We start from the raw sequence: 23,155 nt of genomic DNA, 5'->3' as shown, positions 1-23,155 counted from the left end.
TCGGCGCGCGATCACGCCGGTCACGTTCAAGCAGGGCTCAGCGAATGGCCGCCTGGGAGCCGTGCTGGTCGGCGCCCGCGCCCGGTGTACTGTCCGGCGGCGTCAGCGGAGGAAACAACAGCGGCAGGACTTCATCGGCGGTGAAGACGCAGCGCGCGTTGTGGCCGCAGTCCGGCACGATGCGGATGCGGTGGTGGGTACGCCAGCGCTGCTGCATGTAGGCGACGAAGGCTTCGCCGCGCGCGCGGCGCGTGGGGCCCTGCAGCATCGCCGCGCAGGATGAATCGAAACCTGCCAGCGGCAGCACATCGATTTGCCCCAGCACGTAGGTCGTCGGTCGGCTGGTGAGCTGTCGCACCAGGCGCTCACTTTCCATGGTGCGCGTGTAACCGGTGGTGCGCGCGTCGAGACCGAAAGGCCAGCGATTGAATTCGGGACATTGGCGTGCGTCGATGGCGCCGAACTCGAAACGTGCATGCGGCTGCTCGTCCTCCCAGGCCTGCCCGGCGGCGTGTGGATGGGCGTCACCGACCGGCAAGGGACGCGCGCTGTCCGGCCACGGATAGCTGGAAGGATTGGCCACCACGTAGCTCACTTCGACCGGCAGGTCATCGTGCAGCTTGTTGCTCATGGCATAGCGCATGGTGAATTGGCCGCCGGCGGAATGGCCGGCCACCACGATGCGGCGCAGCTTGGGGAACACGCCGCTGGTCGCCTTGCGCAGGATCTCGTCGACGAAATCGAAAGAGGTCAGATGCGGATGACTGAGTGCGCTGGCGCCGGCGCGCCAGCTGTCGCCGGTGCAGGAGAAATCAATCTGGGGCGGCGTGATCGGGTCTTCGCAATCGCGCGCCGAGGACGCCATGTAGGGCGCGACGATGGCGGTGTCTTCCATGGCGTGGGCAAGAAAGGCGGCAGCCATGGCGGTGCTGAAGTAGTTGTCGGCGTCGCGGTTCTTGCCGTGCACCATCACCAACAGGCGCGTGACGTGTTCGTTGCGCACGTCCAGCGAGTAGGAGCGATAAATGAGCGCGCGCGCCGGCCCGCCGCCGATCGTGACCCACTCCGTGCAGGCGCCGGGCGCGGCGGTGCAGGGCGCCGCGCTTTGCGCCGACGCGCCCGCGGCGGACAGCATCCACATCATGATCAACAGCAAGCCACGCATGACGGCAAGCTTATCAGGCTGGCGCGTATCGATTCACCGTCGCGCGCCAAGGCCACCGGGCGCGGAACCTTTGCTTGTCATCATGGCCAGACCTGCCATAGTACCCGGCCACGGGCCTTACACCGTCCATTGCGAGTAGTCATGATGTTCAAGCAAATCAGTCTCGTCTCATCCCTGCTGTTCGGGCTCGTCCTGTGTGTCGCGCCGTTCGAAGACGCCGAGGCCAAACGTTTCGGTGGCGGAGCGTCCTTCGGCAGTCGCACTTCGCACGGCACCGCCTACAAGCGCCAGCCGAGTGCCGCACCGGCGGCGCCGTCCGCCAGCCAGGCGCAGGCCATGGCGCGCAACCAGTCGGTGCGCGAGGGCTTGTCGCGTCGCGGCGGCCTGATGGGCATGCTGGGCGGTCTCGCCATCGGCGGCCTGTTGGGCTCGTTGCTGTTCGGCGGCGCCTTCGAGAACATCAATTTCCTCGACATCCTGATGTTCGCGGCCATCGCCTACATGCTGTATCGCCTCATGGCGGCGCGTAAAATCGCCAGCATGCCGCGGCCCGCCTACCAGCGGCAGGCGGAACCGGCGCCTTCGCGCGGCGGCCAGGATTACGCTCCGCCGCCTCCGCCGGCCGCGCCGCCCCAGGCACTGGACACCGGCGACTGGTTCCGTGGCGGTTTGAAGAACGACGATGGCGCGTCGCTGCCGGACTTCAACCAGGCCAGCGTGCCGGCTGGTTTTGACCAGGCGGCGTTCCTGGTTGGCGCCAAGAACGCTTACCACGACCTGCAAAAAGCCTGGGATGCGCGCGATCTCGCCGCCGTGCGGCGTCTCACCACCGATGCCATGTACGTCGAGATCGAAAACCGCATCAAGGAAATCGACGCCGACAACCGCACCATGGTGTTGAAGCTCGAGGCGGAATTGCTGGAAGCGCGGGAGGCGGGCGACCAGCTGGAAGCGGTCGTGCTGTTCGACGGCATCGTGCGCGAGGCCGATGACGAGCAGGCGCGCCAGGTGCGCGAGGTGTGGCATTTCACCAAGCCGCGCAACGCCACGCAGCCGACCTGGTTCCTGGATGGCCTGCAGCAGCTGGAAGACTGAAGCGAAATCGACGGCTGGAATGTCAGGCTTCAGCCTGACAATTCACGGCTGGCATGCCGCAGCCGGTGTCAGAGCTTCCTGAGGCCTGACCCGCAAAAGCAATGACCAGTGGATGAGGCAGGCTGACGGCCAAGCCTGCACCATCCACATCCCCCACACTTCTTGCCATAATTGCCGAGGACCTTCGTCACGGGACTTCGGCATGATCGATAAACGCGTCAGCACTCTCGCCGACATGGTGGCTGATTGCCCCGATCTGCGAGATGGCGCCATCGTGTTGATCGGCGGCTTCGGCGATGCCGGCGTGCCCGAGAGACTCATCGAAACCATCTGCGAGCTCGGCTTGCGCAACCTGACGGTGGTGAGCAACAACGCCGGCTCCGGCGATTACGGTCTGGCCTCGCTCCTGAAGGCCGGTTGCGTCGGCAAGATGGTGTGTTCCTTCCCGCGCTCGGCCGGCTCCATCGTGTTCGAAGAACTGTACGCCGCCGGCAAGATCGAACTCGAAATCGTGCCGCAGGGCACGCTCGCCGAACGCATACGCGCGGGTGGCGCCGGCATCCCGGCGTTCTACACGGCCACCGGATACGGCACGCCGCTCGCGCAGGGCAAGGAAACCCGCGAATTCGACGGCCGTCATTACGTCATGGAGCGCGCCATTCGCGCCGACGTGGCGCTCATCCATGCGCGCACCGCCGATCGCTGGGGCAACCTCACCTATCCCAAGACCGCGCGCAACTTCAACCCGATCATGGCCATGGCCGCCGCGACCACGCTGGCCGAAGTGCGCCGCTTCGTCGACAACGTGGCGCCCGAGGAAGTGGTCACGCCCGGCATCTTCGTCACACGCATGGTGGAAATAGGAGAGCGATGATGGTCAAGGCACTTTCGTCGGAAGACATTGCCCGGCGCGTCGCGCGCGACATTCCCAACGGTGCATACGTGAATCTCGGCATCGGCATGCCGATGCTGGTCGCCGACTACCCGGTGCCAGGCCGCGAGTTCGTGCTGCATTCGGAGAACGGCCTGCTGGGCATGGGCCCGGCGCCCACCGCCGGCGAGGAAGACATGGACTTGATCAATGCCGGCAAGCAGCCGGTCACCATCCTGCCCGGTGGTTCGTATTTTCATCATGCCGATTCCTTCGCCATGATCCGGGGCGGCCATATCGACATCTCGATCCTCGGCGCCTACCAGGTGGCGGCCAATGGCGATCTTGCCAACTGGGCCTTGCCGGGGCCCAAGCCGCCAGCGGTCGGCGGTGCCATGGACCTGGTGGCCGGCGCGCGCCAGGTGTGGGTGATGCTGGCTACCCATGTCGCCAAGGACGGTGCGCATAAGATCGTCGAACGTTGCGACCTGCCGCTGACCGGTCTCAATTGCGTGCACCGCGTGTACTCGGATCTCGCCGTCATCGACATCACGCCCGGCGGGCTGGTGGTCACCGACATGGTGGCCGGCCTCAGCGCTGCCGAACTGCAGGCCAACACCGGCGCGCCGCTGACGTTCGCCGACAGCTGTCGTGCCCTGCAGAGCGATCGCGCCGCCTGAGGATGAGATGAGCATGAGCACGTCGCGACTCTATGCGCCGGTGGCGCCGGGCATCCACCCGGCCAACGCCACCGACGCCTATCGCTCGAGCGCCAAGCGCGCGCCGCGCGAAGCCTTGGTAGTCATTCCCGAGACCTTGTCGGAAGTGAGCGGCCCGCGCTGCGGGCGCGAGCGGCTGGGGCATGCGGGCCACGATCTCACGCGTCCAGCCGGCGCGCGGGGCGGCGAGGCCCTGGGCCAACGCATCATCGTGCATGGCCGGCTGCTCGACGAGCGCGGACGCCCTGAACGCGGCGCGCTGGTGGAGGTGTGGCAGGCCAATGCCGCCGGTCGCTACCTGCATGACGGCGACCGCCACGATGCACCGCTGGACCCCAATTTCAGCGGTCGCGGCGCGGTGCTGACCGACGACGAAGGCCGTTACCGCTTCCTCACCATCGAGCCCGGCATCTACCCGTGGGGCAATCACTACAACGCCTGGCGGCCCAAGCACATCCATTTCTCGCTGTTCGGCCAGGCGTGGGCGACGCGGCTCGTCACGCAGATGTATTTTCCCGGCGACCCGACCTTGCCGCTGGATCCGATCTTCATGGGCGTGCCCGACGAGGCCGCCCGTGCGCGCCTGGTGTCGCGCTTCGATATCACCTGCAGCGAGCCCGATTACGCCATGGCTTACGAGTTCGACATCGTGCTGCGCGGCGCCGACGGCACGCCCTGGGAGGGGCGGCCATGAGCGCGCTCACGCCTTCGCAGACCGTCGGCCCGTACTTTCGCATCGGCCTCGACTGGCCCGACGCCTGGCGCCTTTGCCCGGTCTGCGACCTCAGCCTGCGCGGGCGCGTGCTCGACGGTGACGGCGCGCCGGTACCGGATGCCTTGCTTGAGATCTGGCAGGCCGACGCGGACGGTCGTTACCACGCCGAAGCCACGCAGGGCTTTCGTGGCCTGGGTCGCCGCGGGGTCGACGCCGACGGTGGATTTCGTTTCGAAACCATCAAGCCCGGCCGCGTGCCGGCGCCCGATGGCGGCTGGCAGGCGCCGCACATCAATCTCCTGGTGATGGCGCGCGGGCTCCTGCAGCATCTCTATACGCGGGTCTATTTTCCGGCGGATGCGGCGCTGCATGACGCCGATGCGGTGCTCGCCTGCGTGCCGGCCGCGCGGCGCCAGACCCTCCTGGCGCGCGCACACGCCGGCCACTTCGAGTTCGACATCCACCTGCAGGGGGAACACGAGACAGTGTTCTTCGCGCTCTGAGCATGGCGACCGCGCTCGACGTCGAGGTCGGCATCGTCGGCGCCGGCCCGGCCGGCCTCATGCTCGGCTGGATGCTGGCGCGCGCGGGTATCAGCTTCGTGATCGTCGAGCGGCAGTCGCGCGCGCACGTCGAAGGACGCATCCGCGCCGGCGTGCTGGAACAGGGCGCGGTCGACCTGTTGAACGCCTGCGAAGTCGGCGCGCGCATGCAACGAGAAGGGCTGGTGCACGACGGCATCGAACTCGCCTGCGACGGTGAGCGCCTGCACATCGACTTTCGTGAACTGACCGGCAAATCGGTATTGATCTACGGCCAGACCGAGATCACGCGTGACCTCAACCTCGCCCACGACAGCATCGGCAGCCGCATCCATTACGAAGCCGCGCAGGTGACGCTGGCAGGGCTGACCGACACGCGCGCCGCGCTGTCGTGCACGGTTGCCGGCGAAGCCCTGCATTTCCGCTGCCGCTTCATCGCCGGTTGCGATGGCTTCCACGGCGTGTCGCGGCCGGCGATCGCGGGACTGCGCGAATACGAGCGCGTCTATCCGAGCGGCTGGCTGGGCGTGCTGTGCGATACGCCGCCGGTGGCGCCGGAATTGATCTACGCCAGCCACGAGCGTGGCTTCGCCCTGTGCAGCATGCGCTCGCCGACGCGCAGCCGCTATTACGTGCAGGTCGGCGTCGACGAGCACGTCGATGACTGGTCGGACCAGCGCTTCTGGGATGAACTTCGCGCGCGTCTGCCGCGCGACGTGGCCGCGCGCCTGGTGACGGGGCCATCGATAGAAAAGAGCATCGCGCCGCTGCGCAGCTTCGTCGCCGAGCCGATGCAATATGGTCGCCTGTTGCTGGCGGGGGACGCCGCCCACATCGTGCCGCCGACCGGCGCCAAGGGCTTGAACCTCGCCTTCGCCGACGTCGAAGCGCTGGCGGCGGCGCTGTGCGCCGCCCTGCGTAAAGACGACGAGGCGGCGCTGGCGCGCTATTCCGAAACCTGTCTCAAACGAGTCTGGAAAGCCGAGCGCTTTTCGTGGTGGTTCACCGCCATCACTCACCGTCTGCACGACGACAGCTTCGCGCGCCGCCTGCAACGCGCCGAGTTCGATTACCTCGCCTCGTCACGCGCCGCGCAGACCGCGCTGGCCGAGAACTACGTGGGCCTGCCGCGCCATGTTTGATTCCCTGGCCGACGCCTACCTGGCGTCGCCGCGGGTGGCCGCGCTGTTCGACGCGCGGGCGACGCTTTCGCGCATGCTCCAATTCGAAGCAGCGCTGGCACGCGCCCAAGCCGCGCTCGGCATGATCCCGGTGCCGGCCGCCGCCATCATTGCCAGTGCGTGCGAGGTCTCGCACTTCGACATCGACGCCATCAAGCGCGAAACCGCCGCGAGCAGCAGCCCGACCATTCCGTTGGTCGCGGCGCTGACCGCGCTGGTCGCGAAGCGCGATGCCGCTGCCGCGTGCTACGTGCATTGGGGTTCGAGCACGCAAGACGTGATGGACAGCGCCTTGATGCTGCAAGCGCGCGCCGCGCTCGATGTGTTGCTGGGCGAACTCTCGGCGATCACCGCCGAGCTCGCCAGGCTGTGCGGTGACCATCGCGACACCTTGATGGTGGCGCGCACCTTGTCGCAGCACGCGCTGCCGACGGTGTTCGGCTACAAGTGCGCGCTGTGGTTGCACGCGATGTTGAATGGCGCGGCGGAATGCGAGCGGCTCGCGAACGCCTTGCCGCTGCAGTTCGGCGGCGCCGCCGGCACGCTGGCCGCCTACGGGTCGCGCGGTGTCGAACTGCGCGACGCAGTGGCGCGCGATCTCGAGCTGTGCGCGGTGTTGCCCTGGCATACCGAGCGGAGCGCGCCCCGTGCATTGGCGGCGGCGCTGGCAATGCTGGCGGCCAGCGCCGGCAAGCTCGGCAATGATTTGATTCTCATGATGCAGAGCGAAGTGGCAGAACTGAGTGAAGGGGGCGGCGGCGCGCGCGGCGGCTCCACCGCCATGCCGCACAAGCGCAACCCGGTCGCGGCCATCGCGGTGGTGGCCGGCGCGCATCGCGTGCCCGGTCAACTTGCCGCGTTGTTCTCCTGCTTCAGCCACGCCCATGAGCGCGCCAGCGGCGCCTGGCATGCCGAGTGGCAAGCGCTGCGCGAGATGTTCGTGACGGTCGGCGGCATGCTCGAGCAACTGCACGTCGCCCTCGATGGCCTGCGCGTGCACGGCGAGGCGATGCGCGCCAACCTCGAACGCGGCCAGGGCCTGGTGATGGCGGAAGCGGTGGCCATGGCGCTCGCGCCGAGTCTCGGGCGCGGCGCCGCGCAGGCCCTGCTGAAGCAAGCCGTGGTGACGGCCGTCGAACGCGGCGTGCCGCTCGCGACGGTGCTGGCCGACGATGCCACGGTGCGGCGGGAACTCGGTAGCGAGGGCCTGGCCGAGGTCATGGCGCCGCGCAATTATCTCGGCGCCAGCGCCGTCTTCATCGACGAGGTGATGGCGCGCTACCGGGCATGGCGCGCCGGGCGCGCGGCGAGCTGAGGTGATCGGCCCCGCCAGGCTGCCGGAATTCGACGTCGACCCCTACGACGCGGCGCTGCTGCGCGAGCCCGCCGCCTACTACCGCGCCCTGCGCGAATGCGGACCGCTGGTCTGGATCCCGCGTTACGGCGTATGCGCGAGCGGCCACATCGAGGTCGTCGAAGCGGCGTTCCGTGACTGGCGACGCTTCAGTTCGGCACGCGGCGTCGGTCTTGCCGATTTTTCGCGCGAGCCGCCGTGGCGAGCGCCGAGCATCATTCTCGAAGTCGACCCGCCCGATCACGAACGCACGCGCCGGGTCATGGCGCGCGCGCTGTCGCCGCAGGCGGTGCGCGCCCTCGAGCCGCGTTTCGCCGCGGTCGCCGCACGCCTGGTCGACGAGGCGCTGACGCGAGGCACGCTGGACGGCGTGAGCGCGCTGGCGGCGGCCTTTCCCCTCGAAGTGTTCGGCGACGCGGTGGGCGTGGCGCGCGACGGGCGTGACAAGCTGCTGGCCTATGGCCACATGGTGTTCGATGCCCTCGGCCCGGACAACGCCGTGCGCCGTGCCGCCCTTGCCCAGGCCGCCGACATCGTGCCGTGGATCAGCGCGCGCTGCGCGCGCGAGGCGCTCGCCGCCGACGGCTTCGGCGCGGCCATCTACGCCGCCGCCGATCGCGAGGAAGTGACGCCCGATGAAGCTTCTCTGCTGGTGCGTTCGCTGCTGTCCGCCGGCATCGATACCACCGTGGCGACGCTCGCCAACCTGCTGTATTGCTTCGCGACCCACCCCGACCAGTGGCGCCTGCTGCGTCGTGAACCGCGGCTCGCGATGGCGGCCGTGGACGAGGTATTGCGTTACGAGTCGCCGGTACACACATTCTGTCGTACCAGCACCGTCGAAGTCGCCTTCGGGGCCTTGGCCATGCCGGCCGATACCAAGCTCTTGTGCGTGATGGGCGCCGCCAACCGCGACACGGCGCGCTGGCAGGACGCCGAGCGCTTCGACATCGGGCGCGCGCCCCATCCCCATGTGGCCTTCGGCAGCGGCATCCACGTATGCGTTGGCCAGCACGTGGCGCGCCAGGAGATTGCCGCTTTGCTCGCCGCCCTCACGGCGCGCGTGGCGCGTATCGAATTGGCGGGCGCCCCCGAATGGCGGGTCGGCAACGCCGTGCACAGCCTCGCCGCACTGCCGCTCAAGTTTCACGCGGCTTGAGCCGCCAGCCTGTCGCGGAGCGCGCCTTGCGCGCGCTCGCAAGCGGCACTTTCACGATACCTCAAGTTTGTCACACTTCAGCCGCTGACAGCGGACAGTCCGGCACTCCGTGCCTATACTCGCCAACAACCGTACCGTGCTTTATGACGGACCAGAAGGCAAACGTACAATAGAGAAAGTGACGCGCCCGACATGTTGAACGTCACCAGTGTGCTGACCGCGATAGTCAGTGAGCGTGCGACGGAACATTTCCGTACGCTGTACCCGCGTGCTTCCGGGGCGCGGCTCGATCTCGCCGTCACCGTCGCCCATACCGCGCTCGCCGCCATCGCGCGCAGCGATGCGCTGTATCACAACGTCGAACATACCACCCACGTGACCATGGTGGGCCTGCAGATCCTGAAGGCCAAGCAGGAGCGCGAGCGCAGCGTGTCAGCCGAAACCTGGTGCAACACCGTCATCGCCCTGCTGTGTCATGACATCGGCTACGTCCGTGGCCTGTGTCGCACCGATACCGCGAGCGCGCTCGCGACCGGCGTCGACGGCCAGACTTTCCGCGCGGTGGCGGGCACCAGCGACGCGGTGCTGATGCCGGTGCACGTCAATCGCGGCAAGCGTTTCATCGAAGAACATTTCTTCGACAGCGACCTGGTCGACACGCGCTTCGTCAACGCCTGCATAGAGCGCACGCGCTTTCCGGTGCCCGACGACCCGTGGTACGCACAGACCGATGATTTTCCGGGACTGGTACGTGCCGCCGATCTGATCGGCCAACTGAGCGACCCGCGCTACCTATCCAAGCTGTCGGCCATCTTCTACGAGTTCGAGGAGATCGGATTCAACAATGCGCTGGGCTATGCACGGCCGGGCGATCTGCTGACGGCCTATCCGAATTTCTTCGACAAGAGCGTCGCGCCCTACATCGGCGTCGGCGCCAGCTATCTCGAGCAGACCGAGGAAGGTCGCGACGTCCTCAGTCATCTCTACGGCAACCTGGCCACCGCCCGCGTCGGGCAGCAGGCCGATCTGCGCGCCGTCGCCAACAGCTGACGCCGCTGCCGCGCTGCCCATGCAGCGCTTATGATGTTGGTCGTTCCGTCCGGAAGCGACCCCCATGTCTCCAGCCACCCTTTGCTTACTGGCCTTGCTGATGCTGATCTCGGCGCCGTGCACGCGCGCGGACGACAGCTTTCTGACGGCCATCGCGCCCGGCGTCTACATGCATCGCGGCCAGATAGCGGACATCGATGACGCCGCGCGCGGCGACAGCGCCAATCTCGGCGTCGTGGTCGGCGCGCGCTGCGTGGCCGTGATCGACACCGGTGGGTCGCTCGCCACCGGGCGCGCCTTGCGCGCCGCCATCGAACAGCTCACCGACAAGCCCATCTGCCATGTCATCAACACCCACGTGCACTTTGATCATGTGCTCGGCAACGCCGCGTTTGCAGAAGGAGGCGCCGAGTTTGTCGGCGCCGCGCGTCTGCCTGACAACCTCGAGGCCAGCCGCGATTTCTTCATCGAGAATTTCTCCGCCGAACTCGACGGTCGGCACGATGCCGCGGCGCTGGTGACGCCGAGCCGTCTCGTCGCCGAACCGACGCGACTCGATCTCGGCGGACGCTCGCTGCTGCTGACGGCCGTGGCGACAGCGCATACCGAAACGGATCTCACGGTACTCGACGAAACAACCGGCACGCTGTTCAGCGGCGACCTCGTGTTCCGCGAGCGGCTGCCGGTGCTGGACGGCAGCGTCAAAGGCTGGCTGGCCTGGCTCAAGGCCGCGAGCGGGCTCCCCTATGCGCGCGTCGTGCCCGGGCACGGGCCGCTGGACGAGCACTGGCCGCAAGGTGCGCTAGCCGAGCAGACCTATCTCGATGCGCTGCTGGTGGACACTCGCGCCGCCATCGCGCGCGGTGAGTTCATCGAGGATGCCAAGCACAGCGTCGCGACGCGCGAGCTTGCCCACTGGCAGCTCACCGCGCGCGCCCATCCGCTCAACGTCAGCCGCGCGTTTCGCGAACTGGAGTGGGAGTGAGGATGAAGGGTGCCGCGATGGCGCGCAGTTGTTCGAGCTCGGACGCCATCCATGCCGCGTCGCGTTGCAGTTCGCTGGCCATGATGCTGGCCACGCGCGGTGCGATGTCGAGGGCGGCGCGCGCATCGATGAACAGCGCGCGCGTGTGGTAGCTCAGGGCATCCGCCACCGTCATCGCCATCTCGTTGCGCGCCGCGTAGGCGAAGTGCGCGCCGCTGTAGGGCAGCGAAGCATGCAGGGGTGCGGCGAGCGTCGTCTGCTCGGCGCCGAGCTGCGCGACGCCGCGCGCCGGAAAGCCGACGGCGTCCACGCCATCGCGCGTGCCCTGCGGCGTCAGCAAGGCCAGCTCGCGGGTGCTGGCATCGTTCGCGCGCAAGCCCGCCGCCTTCAACGCCGCGTCGACGCACTGTTCGGCGACGCGGCGATAGGTGGTCCACTTGCCGCCGCTCACCGTCACCAGGCCCGACTCATCGATGGTGATGGCGTGTTCGCGGGAGATCTTCGACGAGCGTGCGCCGCCCGGCGCCGCCGCCAGTGGCCGCACGCCGGCAAAGCAGCTCAGCACGTCGTCATGACGCGGCGCGCGATGCAGGTGACGCGCGGTGACGGCGAGGATCATGTCCACCTCCTCGCGTCGCGGCCGCGGCGGAACGTCGAGCCGCTCGAGCGCGGTATCGGTGGTGCCGAGCAACACGTGCTCGTGCCAGGGAATGACGAACATCACGCGCCCGTCGGGCGTGCGCGGCATGACCAGCGCATGGTCCGAGGTATGGAAGCGTTTCGGCACCACGAGGTGGGTGCCTTGGCTCGGCAGGATCTCGGCGCCCAGCGAGGCGTCCGCGAGGCGTCGCACCGCGTCGCCATGCACGCCGCTGGCATTGATCACGACTCGTGCTTCGTATTCGTGGGTGTGGCCGTCCAGCGCATCGCGGGCGGCAACGCCACGCACCTGGCCACGCGCGTTCTTGAGCAGCGCTTCGACCGGCATGTGATTAAGCAAGGTCGCGCCACGCGCGGCGGCGGCGTGGGCCAGCGCCTGCAGCAGGCGCGTGTCGTCGAAAGCCGCGTCGGCATAGCACACGCTGCCGGCCAGCGCCGCGCGGCCGAGCTGCGGCACCAGGCGCCGGGTCTCGTCGGCATCGAGCAGGCGGCTGGCGGCAAGCTTGTGTGCGCCGGCCAGCGCGTCGTAGAGCTTGACGCCCGCCGCGTACTTGTAGAGTTCGAACCGGTTGGCGGCCGGCAGGATGAAGGGCAGCGGCTTGACCAGGCCGGGCGCGTTACCGAGCAGCAGCGCGCGCTCGTGCAAGGCTTCGCGCACCAGGCCGAACTGCGCCTGAGCCAGGTAGCGAATGCCACCGTGGATGAGCTTGCTGCTGCGAGACGAGGTGCCCGCGCCAAACGCCGCGCGCTCCAGCAGCAGCACTTCGAGACCGCGATGGGTGCAATCCAGCGCGATGCCGAGGCCATTGGCGCCGCCACCGATGACGATTACATCGTAGGCGGAGCGACGACTGCCAGCGGCGCGCAGAAAGGCCTGGCGTTGCATGCGTTAATCGGCCCACGCCAGTGCGCGCTCGATGGCGCGATGCCAACGTTGACGCTGCGCCTTGCGCTGGCCGGCATCGATGCGCGGCGCGTAACGCGCGGCCGCTTGCCAGGCGTTGCCCAGGGCCGCGCGGTCGGCACGAAGACCGACGCCGAGGGCCGCGAGCTGCGCGGCGCCGAAGGCGGTGCTCTCGGTCAGGCGCGGCCGCGCAATGGGCACGTCGAGCGCGTCGGCCTGGATCTGCATCAGCAGATCGTTGGCGCTCGCGCCGCCATCGACGCGCAGTTCGGCCAGCGCCAGCCCCGCGTCTTCCATCATCGCCACGCCAACGTCGGCCACCTGCCAGGCGATGGCATCGAGCGCGGCGCGCGCGATGTGCGCGCGACCGGTGCCACGGGTCATGCCGATCAGCAAGGCGCGCGCATGGGCGTCCCAGTGCGGCGCGCCGAGGCCGGTGAAGGCCGGCACCAACACCACGCCGTCGCTGCTGTCGACACTGGCGGCGAGCGCTTCGATGTCGGCACTGCGCGCGATGAGTCCGAGGCCGTCGCGCAGCCACTGCACGACGGCGCCGCCCATGAACACGCTGCCTTCCAGCGCGTACTCGCTGACGCCATCGATGCGCGAGGCGACGGTGGTCAACAAGCCCTGGCCGGAGCGCGCCACCTGTGTGCCGGTGTGCATGAGGATGAAGCAGCCGGTGCCATAGGTGCATTTCGCCATGCCGGGCGCGAAACAGGCCTGGCCGAACAACGCCGCCTGCTGATCGCCGGCCACGCCCGCGATCGGAATCTCGCCGCCCAACAGGCGCGTGCTCGCGCATACGCCGCTGCTGTCGACCACGCGTGGCAGCAGCGCGCGCGGGATCCGCCACAGCGCCAGCAGCTCGTCGCTCCAGTCGCCGCGCACGATGTCGTAAAGCTGGGTGCGCGAGGCGTTGGTGGCGTCGGTCACATGCTCGCGGCCTTCGGAGAGCTGCCAGATGAGCCAGCTGTCGACGGTGCCGAACGCCAGTTCGCCGCGCTCGGCGCGCACGCGTAGCGCCGCATCGCTGTCGAGCAGCCAGCGGATCTTCGATGCCGAGAAGTAGGCATCGAGCACCAGGCCGCTGCGCTCACGGATCAGCGCTTCGTGTTCACCGCCGCGCAAGGCCGCGCACAAGGCTTCGCTGCGACGGTCCTGCCACACCAGCGCATTGGCCACGGGTGCGCCGCTGCGCCTGTCCCATAGCAGGGTGGTCTCGCGTTGATTGGTGATGCCGATGGCGCCGACATCGGTGGCGCGGATGCCGGCCGCGTCCAGCGCACGCCTGGCGCAATCGAACTGCGTGCGCCACAGCGCCAGCGGATCGTGTTCCACCCAGCCCGGGCGCGGATAGATCTGCGTGAATTCTTCCTGCGCGAGACCGCGACATTGCCCGTCGCCGTCGAACACCAGCGCACGCGAGCTGGTGGTGCCTTGATCGAGCGCGAGGATGAACTTCATGGCAACACAAGATACCCCATCATCGCGACAGGCGGATTACCCGTGCGCGCGCGCCGCGATGACGCGCTCGGGATAGTCGGAGAACACGCCGTCGACAGCGGCCGCCCTGCAGCGCGCGATGGCCGGCGCATCGTTGACGGTATACACGTAGACCGCGAGACCGTGGCCGTGGGCGCGCGCCACGTGCGCGGCGTCGAGCGCGTCGAGGCTCATGTGCAGCGACTGCGCGCGCAAGGCCCGGGCGCGCCGCAGGGCCGTATCGAAGTCTTCCTCGTACAACAGCCCGAAACGCATGGCACCGCGCGCACGCGCCAGGGCCGCGCTGGTGTCGATATCGAAAGAAGACAACAGGATGTGTTGCCGCCACGCCGGTGACGCGGCGGTGGCTGCGAGCGTGCGTTCGATGACGAGCTCGGCGATGCCGGCTTCCTTGACCTCGATATTGAGTTCGACCTTGTCGATGGCCAGCGCGATGACTTCTTCCAGCAAGGGCACGCGCTCACCGCCGCCGGCATCCAGCGCGCGCAGCGCGCCGAGGCTCAAAGCCTTGTAGCTGCCGTGTCCGCTGGTGGTCCTGTCGAGCGTGTCGTCATGCAGCACGATCAGTCCGTCGTCGAGCAGACGCACGTCGATTTCCACGGCGTCGACGCCGAGCTCGATGGCATGGCGCACACCGGCCAGCGTGTTTTCGGGACAATGGCCCGCGGCGCCGCGGTGGCCGAATACGCGCATGGAAAATTTCACTCCTGTTGGCTTGCCGGTTCGCCTTGCGGCAGTCTGTCATAATACCGCCGCCTGGCGCGGGACGACCGCGCGGCAGCAGTGTGAGTCCACGCTGCATGAACGCCCCGGGCGGCTGCCAAGCGAGCAGCGCCTGGCGATCCCTATGAGCCTGGCGCGTGGTCCGCGCCGCATGATCCGTACGCACCATGACCTGGATATTCGGCTACGGCTCGCTGATCTGGCGGCCGGCTTTTGCATATGAAACGAGTCGCAAGGCGGCCCTGCGTGGCTGGCGCCGCCGTTTCTGGCAGGCCTCGCCCGATCACCGCGGCGTGCCCGAAGCGCCCGGCCGGGTCGTGACCCTGGTGCCCGATGCGCAAGCGGTGTGCTGGGGCATGGCGTTTCGCGTCGCGGCGCCGCACTGGCAGGCTGTGCTCGAGGAACTCGATCATCGCGAGCGCAATGGCTACACGCGTTGCAGCGTGGCGCTCGAGTTCGAGGACGGCGGCCGCGCCGACGCCATCACCTACGTGGCGCTCGCCGACAACCCGAGTTTCGTCGGCGCCGCGCCCTTGGATGCGATGGTCAAGCAGATTGCCGATTCCCACGGACCGAGCGGCAGCAACCGCGAATACCTCGCTCGCCTTGCCGAGCACCTCGCGCACTTGAACATCCACGACGAAGAAGTGCACGGCCTGCACCAGGCCGTACAGGCCCACGACATTGCCGGAGCGTGATGAGGTGAGCGTCGCGCCCATGTTCACGCGTTACATCGGCATCGATTACTCGGGCGCCGAAGCGCCGGTGTCGCGACTGCGCGCCCTGCAGGTCTACGAATCGGACGGTAACAGCGAGGCGCGCGCGGTGCCGCCGTTCGACAACGGCGCGCGCAACTGGTGTCGCAAGGAAGTGGCGCGTTTCATGCGCGAGCGCTTGCTGTCGGATCAGCCCTGCGTGATCGGCGTCGATCACGGCTTTTCCGTGCCGCTGTCCTACCTGCAGCGCAATGCGCTGACGAGCTGGGACGAATTCCTGCGGCATTTCTGCTTCCACTGGCCGACCACGCGCGATCACATGTATGTCGATTTCGTGCGCGACCAGGAGCCGCCGCCCGGCACCTCCGATGAATTGCGCCTGTGTGAACGCTGGACGTCGTCGGCCAAGAGCGTGTTCCAGTTCGACGTGCAGGGCTCGGTGGCCAAGTCCACGCACGCCGGCATCCCGTGGCTGAAGCAGCTGCGCGACGACCGACGCTTACGCGCGCGCACCCATTTCTGGCCCTTCGACGGGTTCGATATCAAGCCCGGACGCTCGGTGGTGGCGGAGATCTATCCGTCGATGTTCCGTCGGCGTTACGCCAATACCGAGCGCAGCGCCGATCAGCAGGACGCCTATGCCTGCGCGATGTGGTTGCGCGACATGGACGTGCTGGGCGCACTGCGTGAGTACTTCAATCCGCCGCTGACCTTGCCCGAACGACGCGTGGCGCAACTCGAGGGCTGGATCCTAGGCGTACGCTGACGAGTGCACCAAGGACGGGCGCGGCGCGCGCCTTAACCGAAGTTTGCACTGGGTATCGAACGGGCCATTGATTGCCCGCCCGCGCTCGCCTATTCTCGTCCTGCTGCGTCGCAACATCCGGCTTTCCCAGACGGCCCGCTGGCGATGCTTCGAAGCTATCGAGATTGGTGAGCCAGGCAGCGAGTCGCCGTGGATAAGATTGGACACATGCGGGCACTCGTGACCGTTGCGCGGCTCGGCTCGTTCTCGGCCGCCGCGCGCGAACTGGAAGTGACTCCCGGCATGCTTTCCAAGCAGGTCAAGCAGCTCGAGGAAGACCTCGACGTGCGGCTGCTACAGCGCACCACCCGCGGTGTGTCGCTGACCGATGCCGGCGAGCTCTACGTCGACCAGGTGGTCGACATACTGCAACGTATCGAAGACACCGAAATGGCGGTGACGGCGCTCAATTCGTCGCCGCGCGGCGTGCTGCGCGTGAGCTGTCCGCCGTCCTTCGGCACCCAGGTGCTGACGCCCATCATCGCGGCGTTCGCGCGCGGCAACAGTGGCCTGCGCATCGAGCTGGGCCTGCAGGATGCCGAGCCGGACATGGTCGCGTCGCGCCTCGATCTCATCTTCCGCATCGGAAACCTGAAGGACAGCTCGCTGGTCAGCAAGCAGGTCGGCAGCGCGCCTTACATGCTGTGCGCGTCGCCGGCTTTCATCGCCGCCAGCGGTCGGCCGTTGACGGTGCGCGAGCTGGCGGACTTCAACTGCATCCTCGATGAATCCATGGACGGCTACGAGCGCTGGAGCTTCATCGCCGACGGCACGCTGGTCGCACAACCCGTGAGCGGCAATTTTTCATCGCCAAGCACGGCGGCGGTCATCGAGGCGGCGGTGGCCGGGCTCGGCATCGCCTACGTGCCGCGCTACGCGGTGGTCGACGAACTGGCGCGCGCGGAACTGGCCGAGATTACCCTGGACAATGCCCGCGCGATGTCACTGCCAGTGACCGCGCTCTTCAGCAGCCGCCAGTTCATGGCGGCCAAGACCCGCGTGTTCCTCGATTACTTCATCGAACACGTGGACGGCACGACGGTCAGGCCGGGCGCCGGCGCGCGCACGGTGCAGTAGGGGAGCAGCGCGGTTGGTAGGTGCGAATTGATTCGCCCATTGAAAATCCCGAGGCGCGCCTCGAAGGTGCGAATGAATTCGCACCTACAGGGGCAGCAGGTCGCCACCGCTGTTGCCGTCGACATCCACCCACAGGTGGCGCAGTCCCAACGCCGCCAGCCACGCCGGTCCTTCTTCCTCCTTCAACATCGCGATGGTCGAGGCGCTGCCGGCGATGACGCAGAAATCCGCCACCACGCTGACCGCCGCCAGGCGTCGCACCGGCCAGCCGCTGCGCGGGTTGAGGATGTGGCCATAGCGTACGCCGTCGACCAAGATGCAGCGCTCGTAGTCGCCGCTCGAGGCCAGCGCACCGCGCTGGAGTTCCAAGGTGTCGAGCAAGGTCTCGGCGCGGCGCGGGTGCTTGATGCCGATGCGCCAGGGCTGCCCGTCGGCGCGCGGTCCGATGATCTTGATGTCACCGCCGAGATTGACCACGCCGTGGTGCAAGCCGCGTTCGTGGCACAGCGCGGCAGCGCGGTCGACCGCGTATTCCTTCACGACACCGCCGAAGTCGAGCTCGAGGCCCGGCTCGGGAAACGCCAGGCGCGGCGCTTGCCAGCGCAGCCGATGCCAGCCGACGCGCGCCTTCAGCGCGGCGATTCGCGCGGCATCGGGCAAGCCGCCCCGATCGAAACGCCAGGCTTGGCGCAGTACGCCGGAGGTGATGTCGAACAGGCCGTCACTTTCCGCGTAGCAGGTGGCGGCGTAGTCCAGGAGGCTCGCGGTTTCCGCGTCGACGTCGATGCTGCCGCCGCGCGCCGCGACGCGATTGATGGCGGACAGGAAGCTGTCTTCACGGTAGCGCGAGTAACGCGCTTCGAGACGCGCGACGTCGGCGATGGCGTGCTCGGCGCCCGCGCGTGCATGCGCAGCGTCCGCCGCGAACACCTGGATCTCGCAGGGCGAGCCCATGGCCTGGAACGGAAAGCGATGAAGGATGAGCGGCACGGCGGTACTTCTGTGTCTCGCCGTGCATTGTAACGACAGCGGGCGGCCTCGCCGCCGCCCTGCTACAGGGATAGTTCCCAGCGCAGCTGCAGGCTGCCCTGGCGTTCGAGCTGATAGCCATTGAAGTGATCGGCCACCGGCTCCAGCCATTCCACGCTCACTCGATTGCCGCGCAACAGGCCCGATGGCACCACGGCGTTGACACCGAAGCCGACGTCCCACCACTGTCCGCCGCTGCTGTCGGCACTGTCCATGGGGCCGTTGATGGCGCTTGGTGTATCGACGTACTGGTAGACCTCCTGTGTTTCGGCGCCGACCAGGCGCGTACCGATCACCTGCGGCGCGGCGTGAGCATCGAAACGACCGTGCACACCGCCCTGGTTGGTGTACTGGCCGCGTATCGAGGCCGACAGCCAATCGGCGAGACGCACGCTGCCCCAGGTGGTGGCCTGGAAGCGATCGCCGAGCCGATAGCCGGCGTCGTTGCTCGCTTCCATGCGCTTCGTGCCCGACAGTTGCGTGCCCCAGGCAAAACGCAGCAGTTCGCCGCTGTAGGTCAGGCTCGGATGAAAGTCCCAGGTGCCGCTGCCCAGTTGACTGTCGTAGGCGCTGAAATCGCGACTGCCCGCCAGACGCTGCTCGACGCTGCCAGTCGGCGCGCTGAAGCCGAGGCCGGCATGCACTTCGTGGCTGCGGGTTTCGAACAGTCCATAAAGAAAATGCAGGTTGACGTCGCCGAGGCCGCCGGCGCTGCGCGTGTAGCTTACGCGCGGCGGCGGAATGATGCCGAGCGCATCCTGCACGTCGGTATCGAGATCGCGCAGCGCGATGTCGTGATTGACGTAGGCGGCACTCACGAGCATCGTCGCGCTTGGGCCGAGGCCAAGCATGAAATCGACGGTCGAGACATGCGTGTCGCTGTCGCGCGGCGTCAGCGAACACAGCGTGTTCTCACACGCGCGCGTGATGACTTCGGTATCGCCGGCGCGGCGCCCGCCGTGCTGGATGCCGTTGCCGCGCATGTCGTAGTCGAAGTGATAACCGACTTTCCATGTCGCCTTGGGCCGCGAGCAGGTGATCCCATCGCACGCCGGCCGGTGCACGGCGCAGGCGCACCGGCGTCGTGCCAGTGGCGTCCGCCTGGGGCAGGCCGCCCGCCAGTGCCGGCGCGGAAAGATCCATGGACAGCGTGGCGTAGACCACGTAGGAGTCGACGTCGGTAAAACTCTTCTCGCCGCCGCCACCGAGTTTCAAGGCGCCGGCGTGCACCGAATAATCGGCGCCGATTTCGATTTTCGCGCCCTTGCTGAATTCGCGGCTCACCGCCAGTTCGCCGCCGATGCTGCCGAAGCCCGACAACCGCGCGTCACTGGAGAAATCGCGACGTGCGAGCCTGCGGAAGTCCAGCGGTCGCGGCACGCCCGGAAATATCGGTCCCGGCAACGCCGGATAGGCCTGGTTGAACAGGAAGTAGGGCGCGTAGAAATCGGCGCGCGACTGCGAGTAGTAGCGCGTGCCCGGCACCAGCATCCAACCGCCGCCGAGCGGCTGATGCCACGACAGGTTGATGGTGTGGGCATCGATGCCCCAATCGTCGTGGAAGAAGCGATAGTCGGCGTGCAGGGCCGCGTCGAGCGGCGCGATGTAGTCGACGTAGCGCACGTGCCAGTTGAACTGGTCGCGTGATCCGGGCCGCTGTTCCAGCACGCCGCGCAGCTGCACGGTGCGCAGACCGCTGGCGTCGATGAACTGGTCCGGATCGTCGAACGCCAGCATGGTCGCCTTGTAGGGATTCTCCAGGTAGCCGCTGCTGCGCGTGTAGCCCATGCCGGCTTCGACCAGCGAGTTCTTGTTGATGACGTGGGTGACGCTCAAGCTCGCGCCGATATCGTGACGCTGGCCGAACAAGGTGTTGTGCCCGCGGCTCTCGCGGATGTAGCCGAGATAGGCGCCCCAATCAGCGGCGGCATTGGCATCGAGCGAGGCGTTGATGTTGCTGACGGTGTAGCTCGCGCCCCATGTCAGCGTGGTGCGCTTGTGATCGAAGTCGAAGCTGCCGCCGGTATTGAGAAAGCCCGAGTGATAGTCGGGTTCCTCCGACACGCCGCCGCCCACCCCGAACGAGGCGCGGTCCCAGCCGTAGTCGAGTCGGCCGTCGACCTGGCGGCGCGTTTCCGGTGACGCGGACGCCATCAGGTGCACCAGGCGTTGATCTTCCGTGCTCTTGAATTTCTGGCCGTCGAACGAACCGGGATCGACATCCTGCGGGCGATGCTTGCTGTCGGTCAGGTAGGCGAGTGGCACCGATGCGCCCGACACCAGCTGCTCGTTGATGGCGGCCTGCGGCAGGCTCAGTACCGGCGTCGCGCCCGACCAGGTGTCCTGCGTGTAGTTGAGCGCGAAGCGCCAGCGATCGGCCAAGGTGTTGCGTACCGCCAGCGCCAGGCTGTCGACTTCGATGGGCCGCAGGTTCAGAGACTTGTAGGTGCGGCCTTCGAGATCCCGTTCGCCTTCGGCGTAATGGTGATAATCGAGCGTCGCGGTGCTGCCATCGTCGGCGGCGAAGCCCTGGCTGCCCATGAGTCCGGGCAGGGCCAAGGCCGCCGCCGTCAGTGCACGCAGCGCGCTGGCCGGCCGCACGCTGCTTGGCGTCGGCGCCTGCTCAGTTGCAGCCACAGCCACCACCGGCGGCGGCGCCACCGCCCGAGGCCGCCTCGCGACTCATCTCGAGATGGGCTTTCATGGCGGCCTGCCCGGGATTGGTGGTCAAGGCCATGTGCGGCTTGGCGAGATTGCCGCGCTCCCAGGGATGTAATGGCGCGCAGCCGCCGAGCAGCGCGATGCCGAGCACGGCCAGCAGTAGTGCCGGAATGGATTTGTCAGGCATGAACAGTCCGTGGGCAGGTCTCGATTGTCCGATCAGGGCGCGGGTTCGGCCAGCAGGGTGGCGGCAAGTCCGCGCAGCAGTTGCGCGTCACCGCCGCGAAAGCCATGGTGGACGTAACGCACCTTGCCAGCGCGGTCGATGAGATAGGACGACGGCATGGCTTCCACCTGGAAGGCCGATGCGCAGGCCTGGTTGTCGCCGCCCGCGACCTCGAAGCTGGCCGGGTGCTTGGCCAGGAAGCTTTGCGCATCGCCCGCTTCTTCGTCGAGATTGACGGCCAGCACCGTCAGCCCCTTGGCGCCGAGTTCGTTGTGCATCTCGTTCATGAACGGGAAGGACTGCCGACACGGCCCGCACCAGGACGCCCAGAAATCGACATAGACCACCTGTCCGCGATACCGTCCGAGGTCGACGGGTGCGGCGGCCTTGTCGATGCTGAACTTGCAGGCTGGCGCGGCCGGCGCGTCCTGCGCGGCGGTCAGTGATTCGGCGGCGTCGCAGCTCGCCGTCGCGAACAGCGCCGCGAGCAGCAGCGGCGGTACGCAGCGCGGTTTCATTTCATCCCATCCGAAAGGCATGCAGTCTCCTTGCGCACAGCGCCGGGTGGCCGGCGTTATTTAGCATCTTGGGCGTTCGTCATTCGTGATGACGCTGATCGTAGGCGTGCTTGCGACCCGGACCGGCCGCCATGGTTTGGGCCGATGCCGCGAATCGGCGTGGGGCAATGTCAGGAATGCCAATCGATTGGCATTGCGGGCACGCCATGCGGCCTGCCCGCCCACCAGGCACGTCGCCGCTCAGGCGGGCGGCGTCCAGCGCCCGTGCAGCGACAGTACGCCGTTCATGAAATTGGACAGCAGCATCTTGGGCTCGCCGACCACCAGGTCGGGCATGCGTCGTGAGAACTCGCGCAGGCTCGATTTCACCATCTGGCGACCGAGCGAGGCGCCCATGCAGAAGTGCGGGCCATAGCCGAAGCTCAAGTGGCGGTTGGGCGCACGGTTGAGATCGAAGCTGTCCGGCGCCGGCACCGCCCTTTCGTCACGGTTGCCCGAGCAATACCACAGCACGCACTTGTCGCCTTTCTTGATGGTCACGCCGTCGAGCTCGAAATCGCGCAGCGCGGTGCGGCGGAAATGCATCAAAGGCGGCGACCAGCGCAGGATCTCTTCGACCGCGTTGTCGATGCGCGCTTCGAAGTCCTGCAGCAGCCAGGCCTTCTGCTCGGGATGATTCTGCAGGTTCATGACCGCGTGGGCCATGGCATGCCGCGAGGTGTCGTTGGCCGCGCCAACCAGCAGCGTGAAGAATGCGCCGAGCTCGTCCTGGGTCATGCGCTGGCCTTCGTGATCGGCTTCGACCACCCAGGTCATGAGGTTGTCATCGGGTTCGCGCCGGCAGCGCTCGGCTTCCGCGTAGGCAATGGTCATGATCTTCTGCGCAGCGTCCTGGAACACCGCCAGCGGTGAACCGATGTGCGCATAGCTGGGGTCGGCCCAGCTGCCGAGCTGTTCGGCGGCTTCGATCAGGATCTCGCGCTTGTGCGGATCGCTGATACCGACGAACACGCCGGCGAACACGCGCCCCGGCAATTGCTTGAACACCAGTTCGCACAAGTCGCCTTCACCGAGATGCGCCACCTCGCCGATGACGCTCTCGGTCATCTCGCGGATCTGCTGCTCCATGCGCCGGATGTTCCGTGGGCTGAAGGCGTGCTGGACGATGTTGCGCAGCGCCTTGTGGCGCGGGTCATCCATGACGATGAACGAGAGTATGGTCTCGAGCTGCGGAAAGTCGTCGAGGAACACGCCTTCCGCCGACGAGAATACGGCGTCGTTGCGCGATAGGTCCTTGATGTGTTCGAAACGCGTGATGGCCCAGAAGCCCTTGCTGTTCTCCAGCCCCGGCGCGAGAGGCTCCGGCGCCGGGTGCCAGGACACCGGCTGGTTGTCACGCAGCCACTTGAAACTCTTTTCCCGTTCTTCATAGGGCCGTGCCCAGAATTCGAGGGTGCTGAGATTGATGTCGGGATGGGATGCGTTGGCCATCGG

General features: G+C 67.4%; 23 protein-coding genes. 13 read left to right on the top strand and 10 right to left on the bottom strand.

The annotated features are described in order from the left end of the window. Positions 1-37: 37 nt before the first annotated feature. Entirely contained in the window at positions 38-1,165 is a 1,128-nt protein-coding gene (locus IPM80_11340) for an alpha/beta hydrolase (GenBank protein ID MBK8959004.1), read from the bottom strand. A gap of 144 nt (positions 1,166-1,309) precedes the next feature. On the opposite strand from IPM80_11340, the gene IPM80_11335 reads away from it, so the two are divergent. The 10 genes from IPM80_11335 (at position 1,310) to IPM80_11290 (ending at position 10,836) form a co-directional block, all read left to right on the top strand. Then, the gene (locus IPM80_11335; protein MBK8959003.1) at positions 1,310-2,260 is read left to right on the top strand and encodes a Tim44 domain-containing protein; all 951 of its coding nucleotides are present in this window, start codon (positions 1,310-1,312) and stop codon (positions 2,258-2,260) included. Between the two features lie 202 nt (positions 2,261-2,462). After that, positions 2,463-3,134: a 3-oxoacid CoA-transferase subunit A gene (locus IPM80_11330; GenBank protein ID MBK8959002.1), complete on the top strand. Its 672-nt coding sequence runs from the start codon at positions 2,463-2,465 to the stop codon at positions 3,132-3,134. Next, a complete protein-coding gene (locus tag IPM80_11325) occupies positions 3,134-3,811 on the top strand; it encodes a 3-oxoacid CoA-transferase subunit B (protein MBK8959001.1) in 678 nt (225 codons plus the stop codon). The genes IPM80_11330 and IPM80_11325 overlap by 1 nt, the downstream gene beginning before the upstream one ends. Before the next feature lie 13 nt (positions 3,812-3,824). After that, positions 3,825-4,544 carry a protocatechuate 3,4-dioxygenase subunit beta gene (gene pcaH / locus IPM80_11320; protein ID MBK8959000.1) on the top strand — a complete coding sequence of 240 codons (720 nt, stop codon included), beginning with the start codon at positions 3,825-3,827 and terminating at the stop codon, positions 4,542-4,544. Further along, the gene (gene pcaG / locus IPM80_11315) at positions 4,541-5,068 is read left to right on the top strand and encodes a protocatechuate 3,4-dioxygenase subunit alpha (GenBank protein MBK8958999.1); all 528 of its coding nucleotides are present in this window, start codon (positions 4,541-4,543) and stop codon (positions 5,066-5,068) included. Before pcaH ends, pcaG begins: the two co-directional genes overlap by 4 nt. 2 nt (positions 5,069-5,070) lie before the next feature. Continuing rightward, positions 5,071-6,249 carry a 4-hydroxybenzoate 3-monooxygenase gene (gene pobA, locus IPM80_11310; protein ID MBK8958998.1) on the top strand — a complete coding sequence of 393 codons (1,179 nt, stop codon included), beginning with the start codon at positions 5,071-5,073 and terminating at the stop codon, positions 6,247-6,249. Further along, positions 6,242-7,603, top strand: coding sequence for an adenylosuccinate lyase family protein (locus tag IPM80_11305; GenBank protein MBK8958997.1), 1,362 nt, complete (start codon positions 6,242-6,244; stop codon positions 7,601-7,603). Before pobA ends, IPM80_11305 begins: the two co-directional genes overlap by 8 nt. 1 nt (position 7,604) lies before the next feature. After that, complete coding sequence (locus IPM80_11300; GenBank protein MBK8958996.1) at positions 7,605-8,801, top strand: cytochrome P450; 1,197 nt, start codon at positions 7,605-7,607, stop codon at positions 8,799-8,801. Positions 8,802-8,993: 192 nt separating this feature from the next. Beyond that, positions 8,994-9,851: a metal-dependent phosphohydrolase gene (locus IPM80_11295; GenBank protein ID MBK8958995.1), complete on the top strand. Its 858-nt coding sequence runs from the start codon at positions 8,994-8,996 to the stop codon at positions 9,849-9,851. 64 nt (positions 9,852-9,915) lie between these two features. Continuing rightward, complete coding sequence (locus IPM80_11290; GenBank protein ID MBK8958994.1) at positions 9,916-10,836, top strand: quinoprotein relay system zinc metallohydrolase 2; 921 nt, start codon at positions 9,916-9,918, stop codon at positions 10,834-10,836. Here IPM80_11290 and IPM80_11285 read toward each other — a convergent pair. From IPM80_11285 to IPM80_11275, 3 genes are read right to left on the bottom strand one after another with little or no spacing between them, the layout of a single operon-like run. Next, a complete protein-coding gene (locus IPM80_11285) occupies positions 10,802-12,382 on the bottom strand; it encodes a glycerol-3-phosphate dehydrogenase/oxidase (GenBank protein MBK8958993.1) in 1,581 nt (526 codons plus the stop codon). The genes IPM80_11290 and IPM80_11285 overlap by 35 nt on opposite strands. Before the next feature lie 3 nt (positions 12,383-12,385). Further along, positions 12,386-13,867 (bottom strand): glycerol kinase GlpK, encoded by a 1,482-nt coding sequence (gene glpK, locus IPM80_11280; GenBank protein MBK8958992.1) that lies wholly within the window; start codon positions 13,865-13,867, stop codon positions 12,386-12,388. A 36-nt stretch (positions 13,868-13,903) separates the two neighbouring features. Beyond that, positions 13,904-14,599, bottom strand: coding sequence for a glycerophosphodiester phosphodiesterase (locus IPM80_11275; GenBank protein ID MBK8958991.1), 696 nt, complete (start codon positions 14,597-14,599; stop codon positions 13,904-13,906). Positions 14,600-14,796: 197 nt separating this feature from the next. Between IPM80_11275 and IPM80_11270 the strand changes: the two genes are divergently transcribed. From IPM80_11270 to IPM80_11260, 3 genes are all read left to right on the top strand, one after another. Next, positions 14,797-15,327, top strand: coding sequence for a gamma-glutamylcyclotransferase (locus IPM80_11270; protein MBK8958990.1), 531 nt, complete (start codon positions 14,797-14,799; stop codon positions 15,325-15,327). A 19-nt stretch (positions 15,328-15,346) separates the two neighbouring features. Next, positions 15,347-16,111, top strand: coding sequence for a hypothetical protein (locus tag IPM80_11265; protein MBK8958989.1), 765 nt, complete (start codon positions 15,347-15,349; stop codon positions 16,109-16,111). A gap of 207 nt (positions 16,112-16,318) precedes the next feature. Next, positions 16,319-17,227 carry a LysR family transcriptional regulator gene (locus IPM80_11260; GenBank protein ID MBK8958988.1) on the top strand — a complete coding sequence of 303 codons (909 nt, stop codon included), beginning with the start codon at positions 16,319-16,321 and terminating at the stop codon, positions 17,225-17,227. Positions 17,228-17,311: 84 nt separating this feature from the next. Here the strand turns inward: IPM80_11260 and IPM80_11255 are convergent, their stop codons facing one another. From IPM80_11255 to IPM80_11230, 6 genes are all read right to left on the bottom strand, one after another. Continuing rightward, positions 17,312-18,181, bottom strand: a complete 870-nt coding sequence (locus IPM80_11255; GenBank protein MBK8958987.1) for an FAD:protein FMN transferase — start codon at positions 18,179-18,181, stop codon at positions 17,312-17,314. A gap of 98 nt (positions 18,182-18,279) precedes the next feature. Beyond that, positions 18,280-19,239: a hypothetical protein gene (locus tag IPM80_11250; protein MBK8958986.1), complete on the bottom strand. Its 960-nt coding sequence runs from the start codon at positions 19,237-19,239 to the stop codon at positions 18,280-18,282. Then, entirely contained in the window at positions 19,169-20,893 is a 1,725-nt protein-coding gene (locus tag IPM80_11245; GenBank protein ID MBK8958985.1) for a DUF3570 domain-containing protein, read from the bottom strand. The genes IPM80_11250 and IPM80_11245 overlap by 71 nt, the downstream gene beginning before the upstream one ends. Then, positions 20,880-21,104 (bottom strand): DUF4266 domain-containing protein, encoded by a 225-nt coding sequence (locus IPM80_11240; protein ID MBK8958984.1) that lies wholly within the window; start codon positions 21,102-21,104, stop codon positions 20,880-20,882. The genes IPM80_11245 and IPM80_11240 overlap by 14 nt, the downstream gene beginning before the upstream one ends. Positions 21,105-21,136: 32 nt before the next feature. Further along, complete coding sequence (locus tag IPM80_11235; GenBank protein MBK8958983.1) at positions 21,137-21,661, bottom strand: TlpA family protein disulfide reductase; 525 nt, start codon at positions 21,659-21,661, stop codon at positions 21,137-21,139. 240 nt (positions 21,662-21,901) lie between these two features. Beyond that, positions 21,902-23,152 carry a cytochrome P450 gene (locus IPM80_11230; GenBank protein MBK8958982.1) on the bottom strand — a complete coding sequence of 417 codons (1,251 nt, stop codon included), beginning with the start codon at positions 23,150-23,152 and terminating at the stop codon, positions 21,902-21,904. Positions 23,153-23,155 lie beyond the last annotated feature (3 nt).

The organism is Pseudomonadota bacterium (assembly GCA_016719885.1).
Classification (GTDB): Bacteria; Pseudomonadota; Gammaproteobacteria.
The sequence above is the reverse complement of the archived record's forward strand: the minus strand, read 5'-3'. Positions and strand labels throughout refer to the sequence as shown.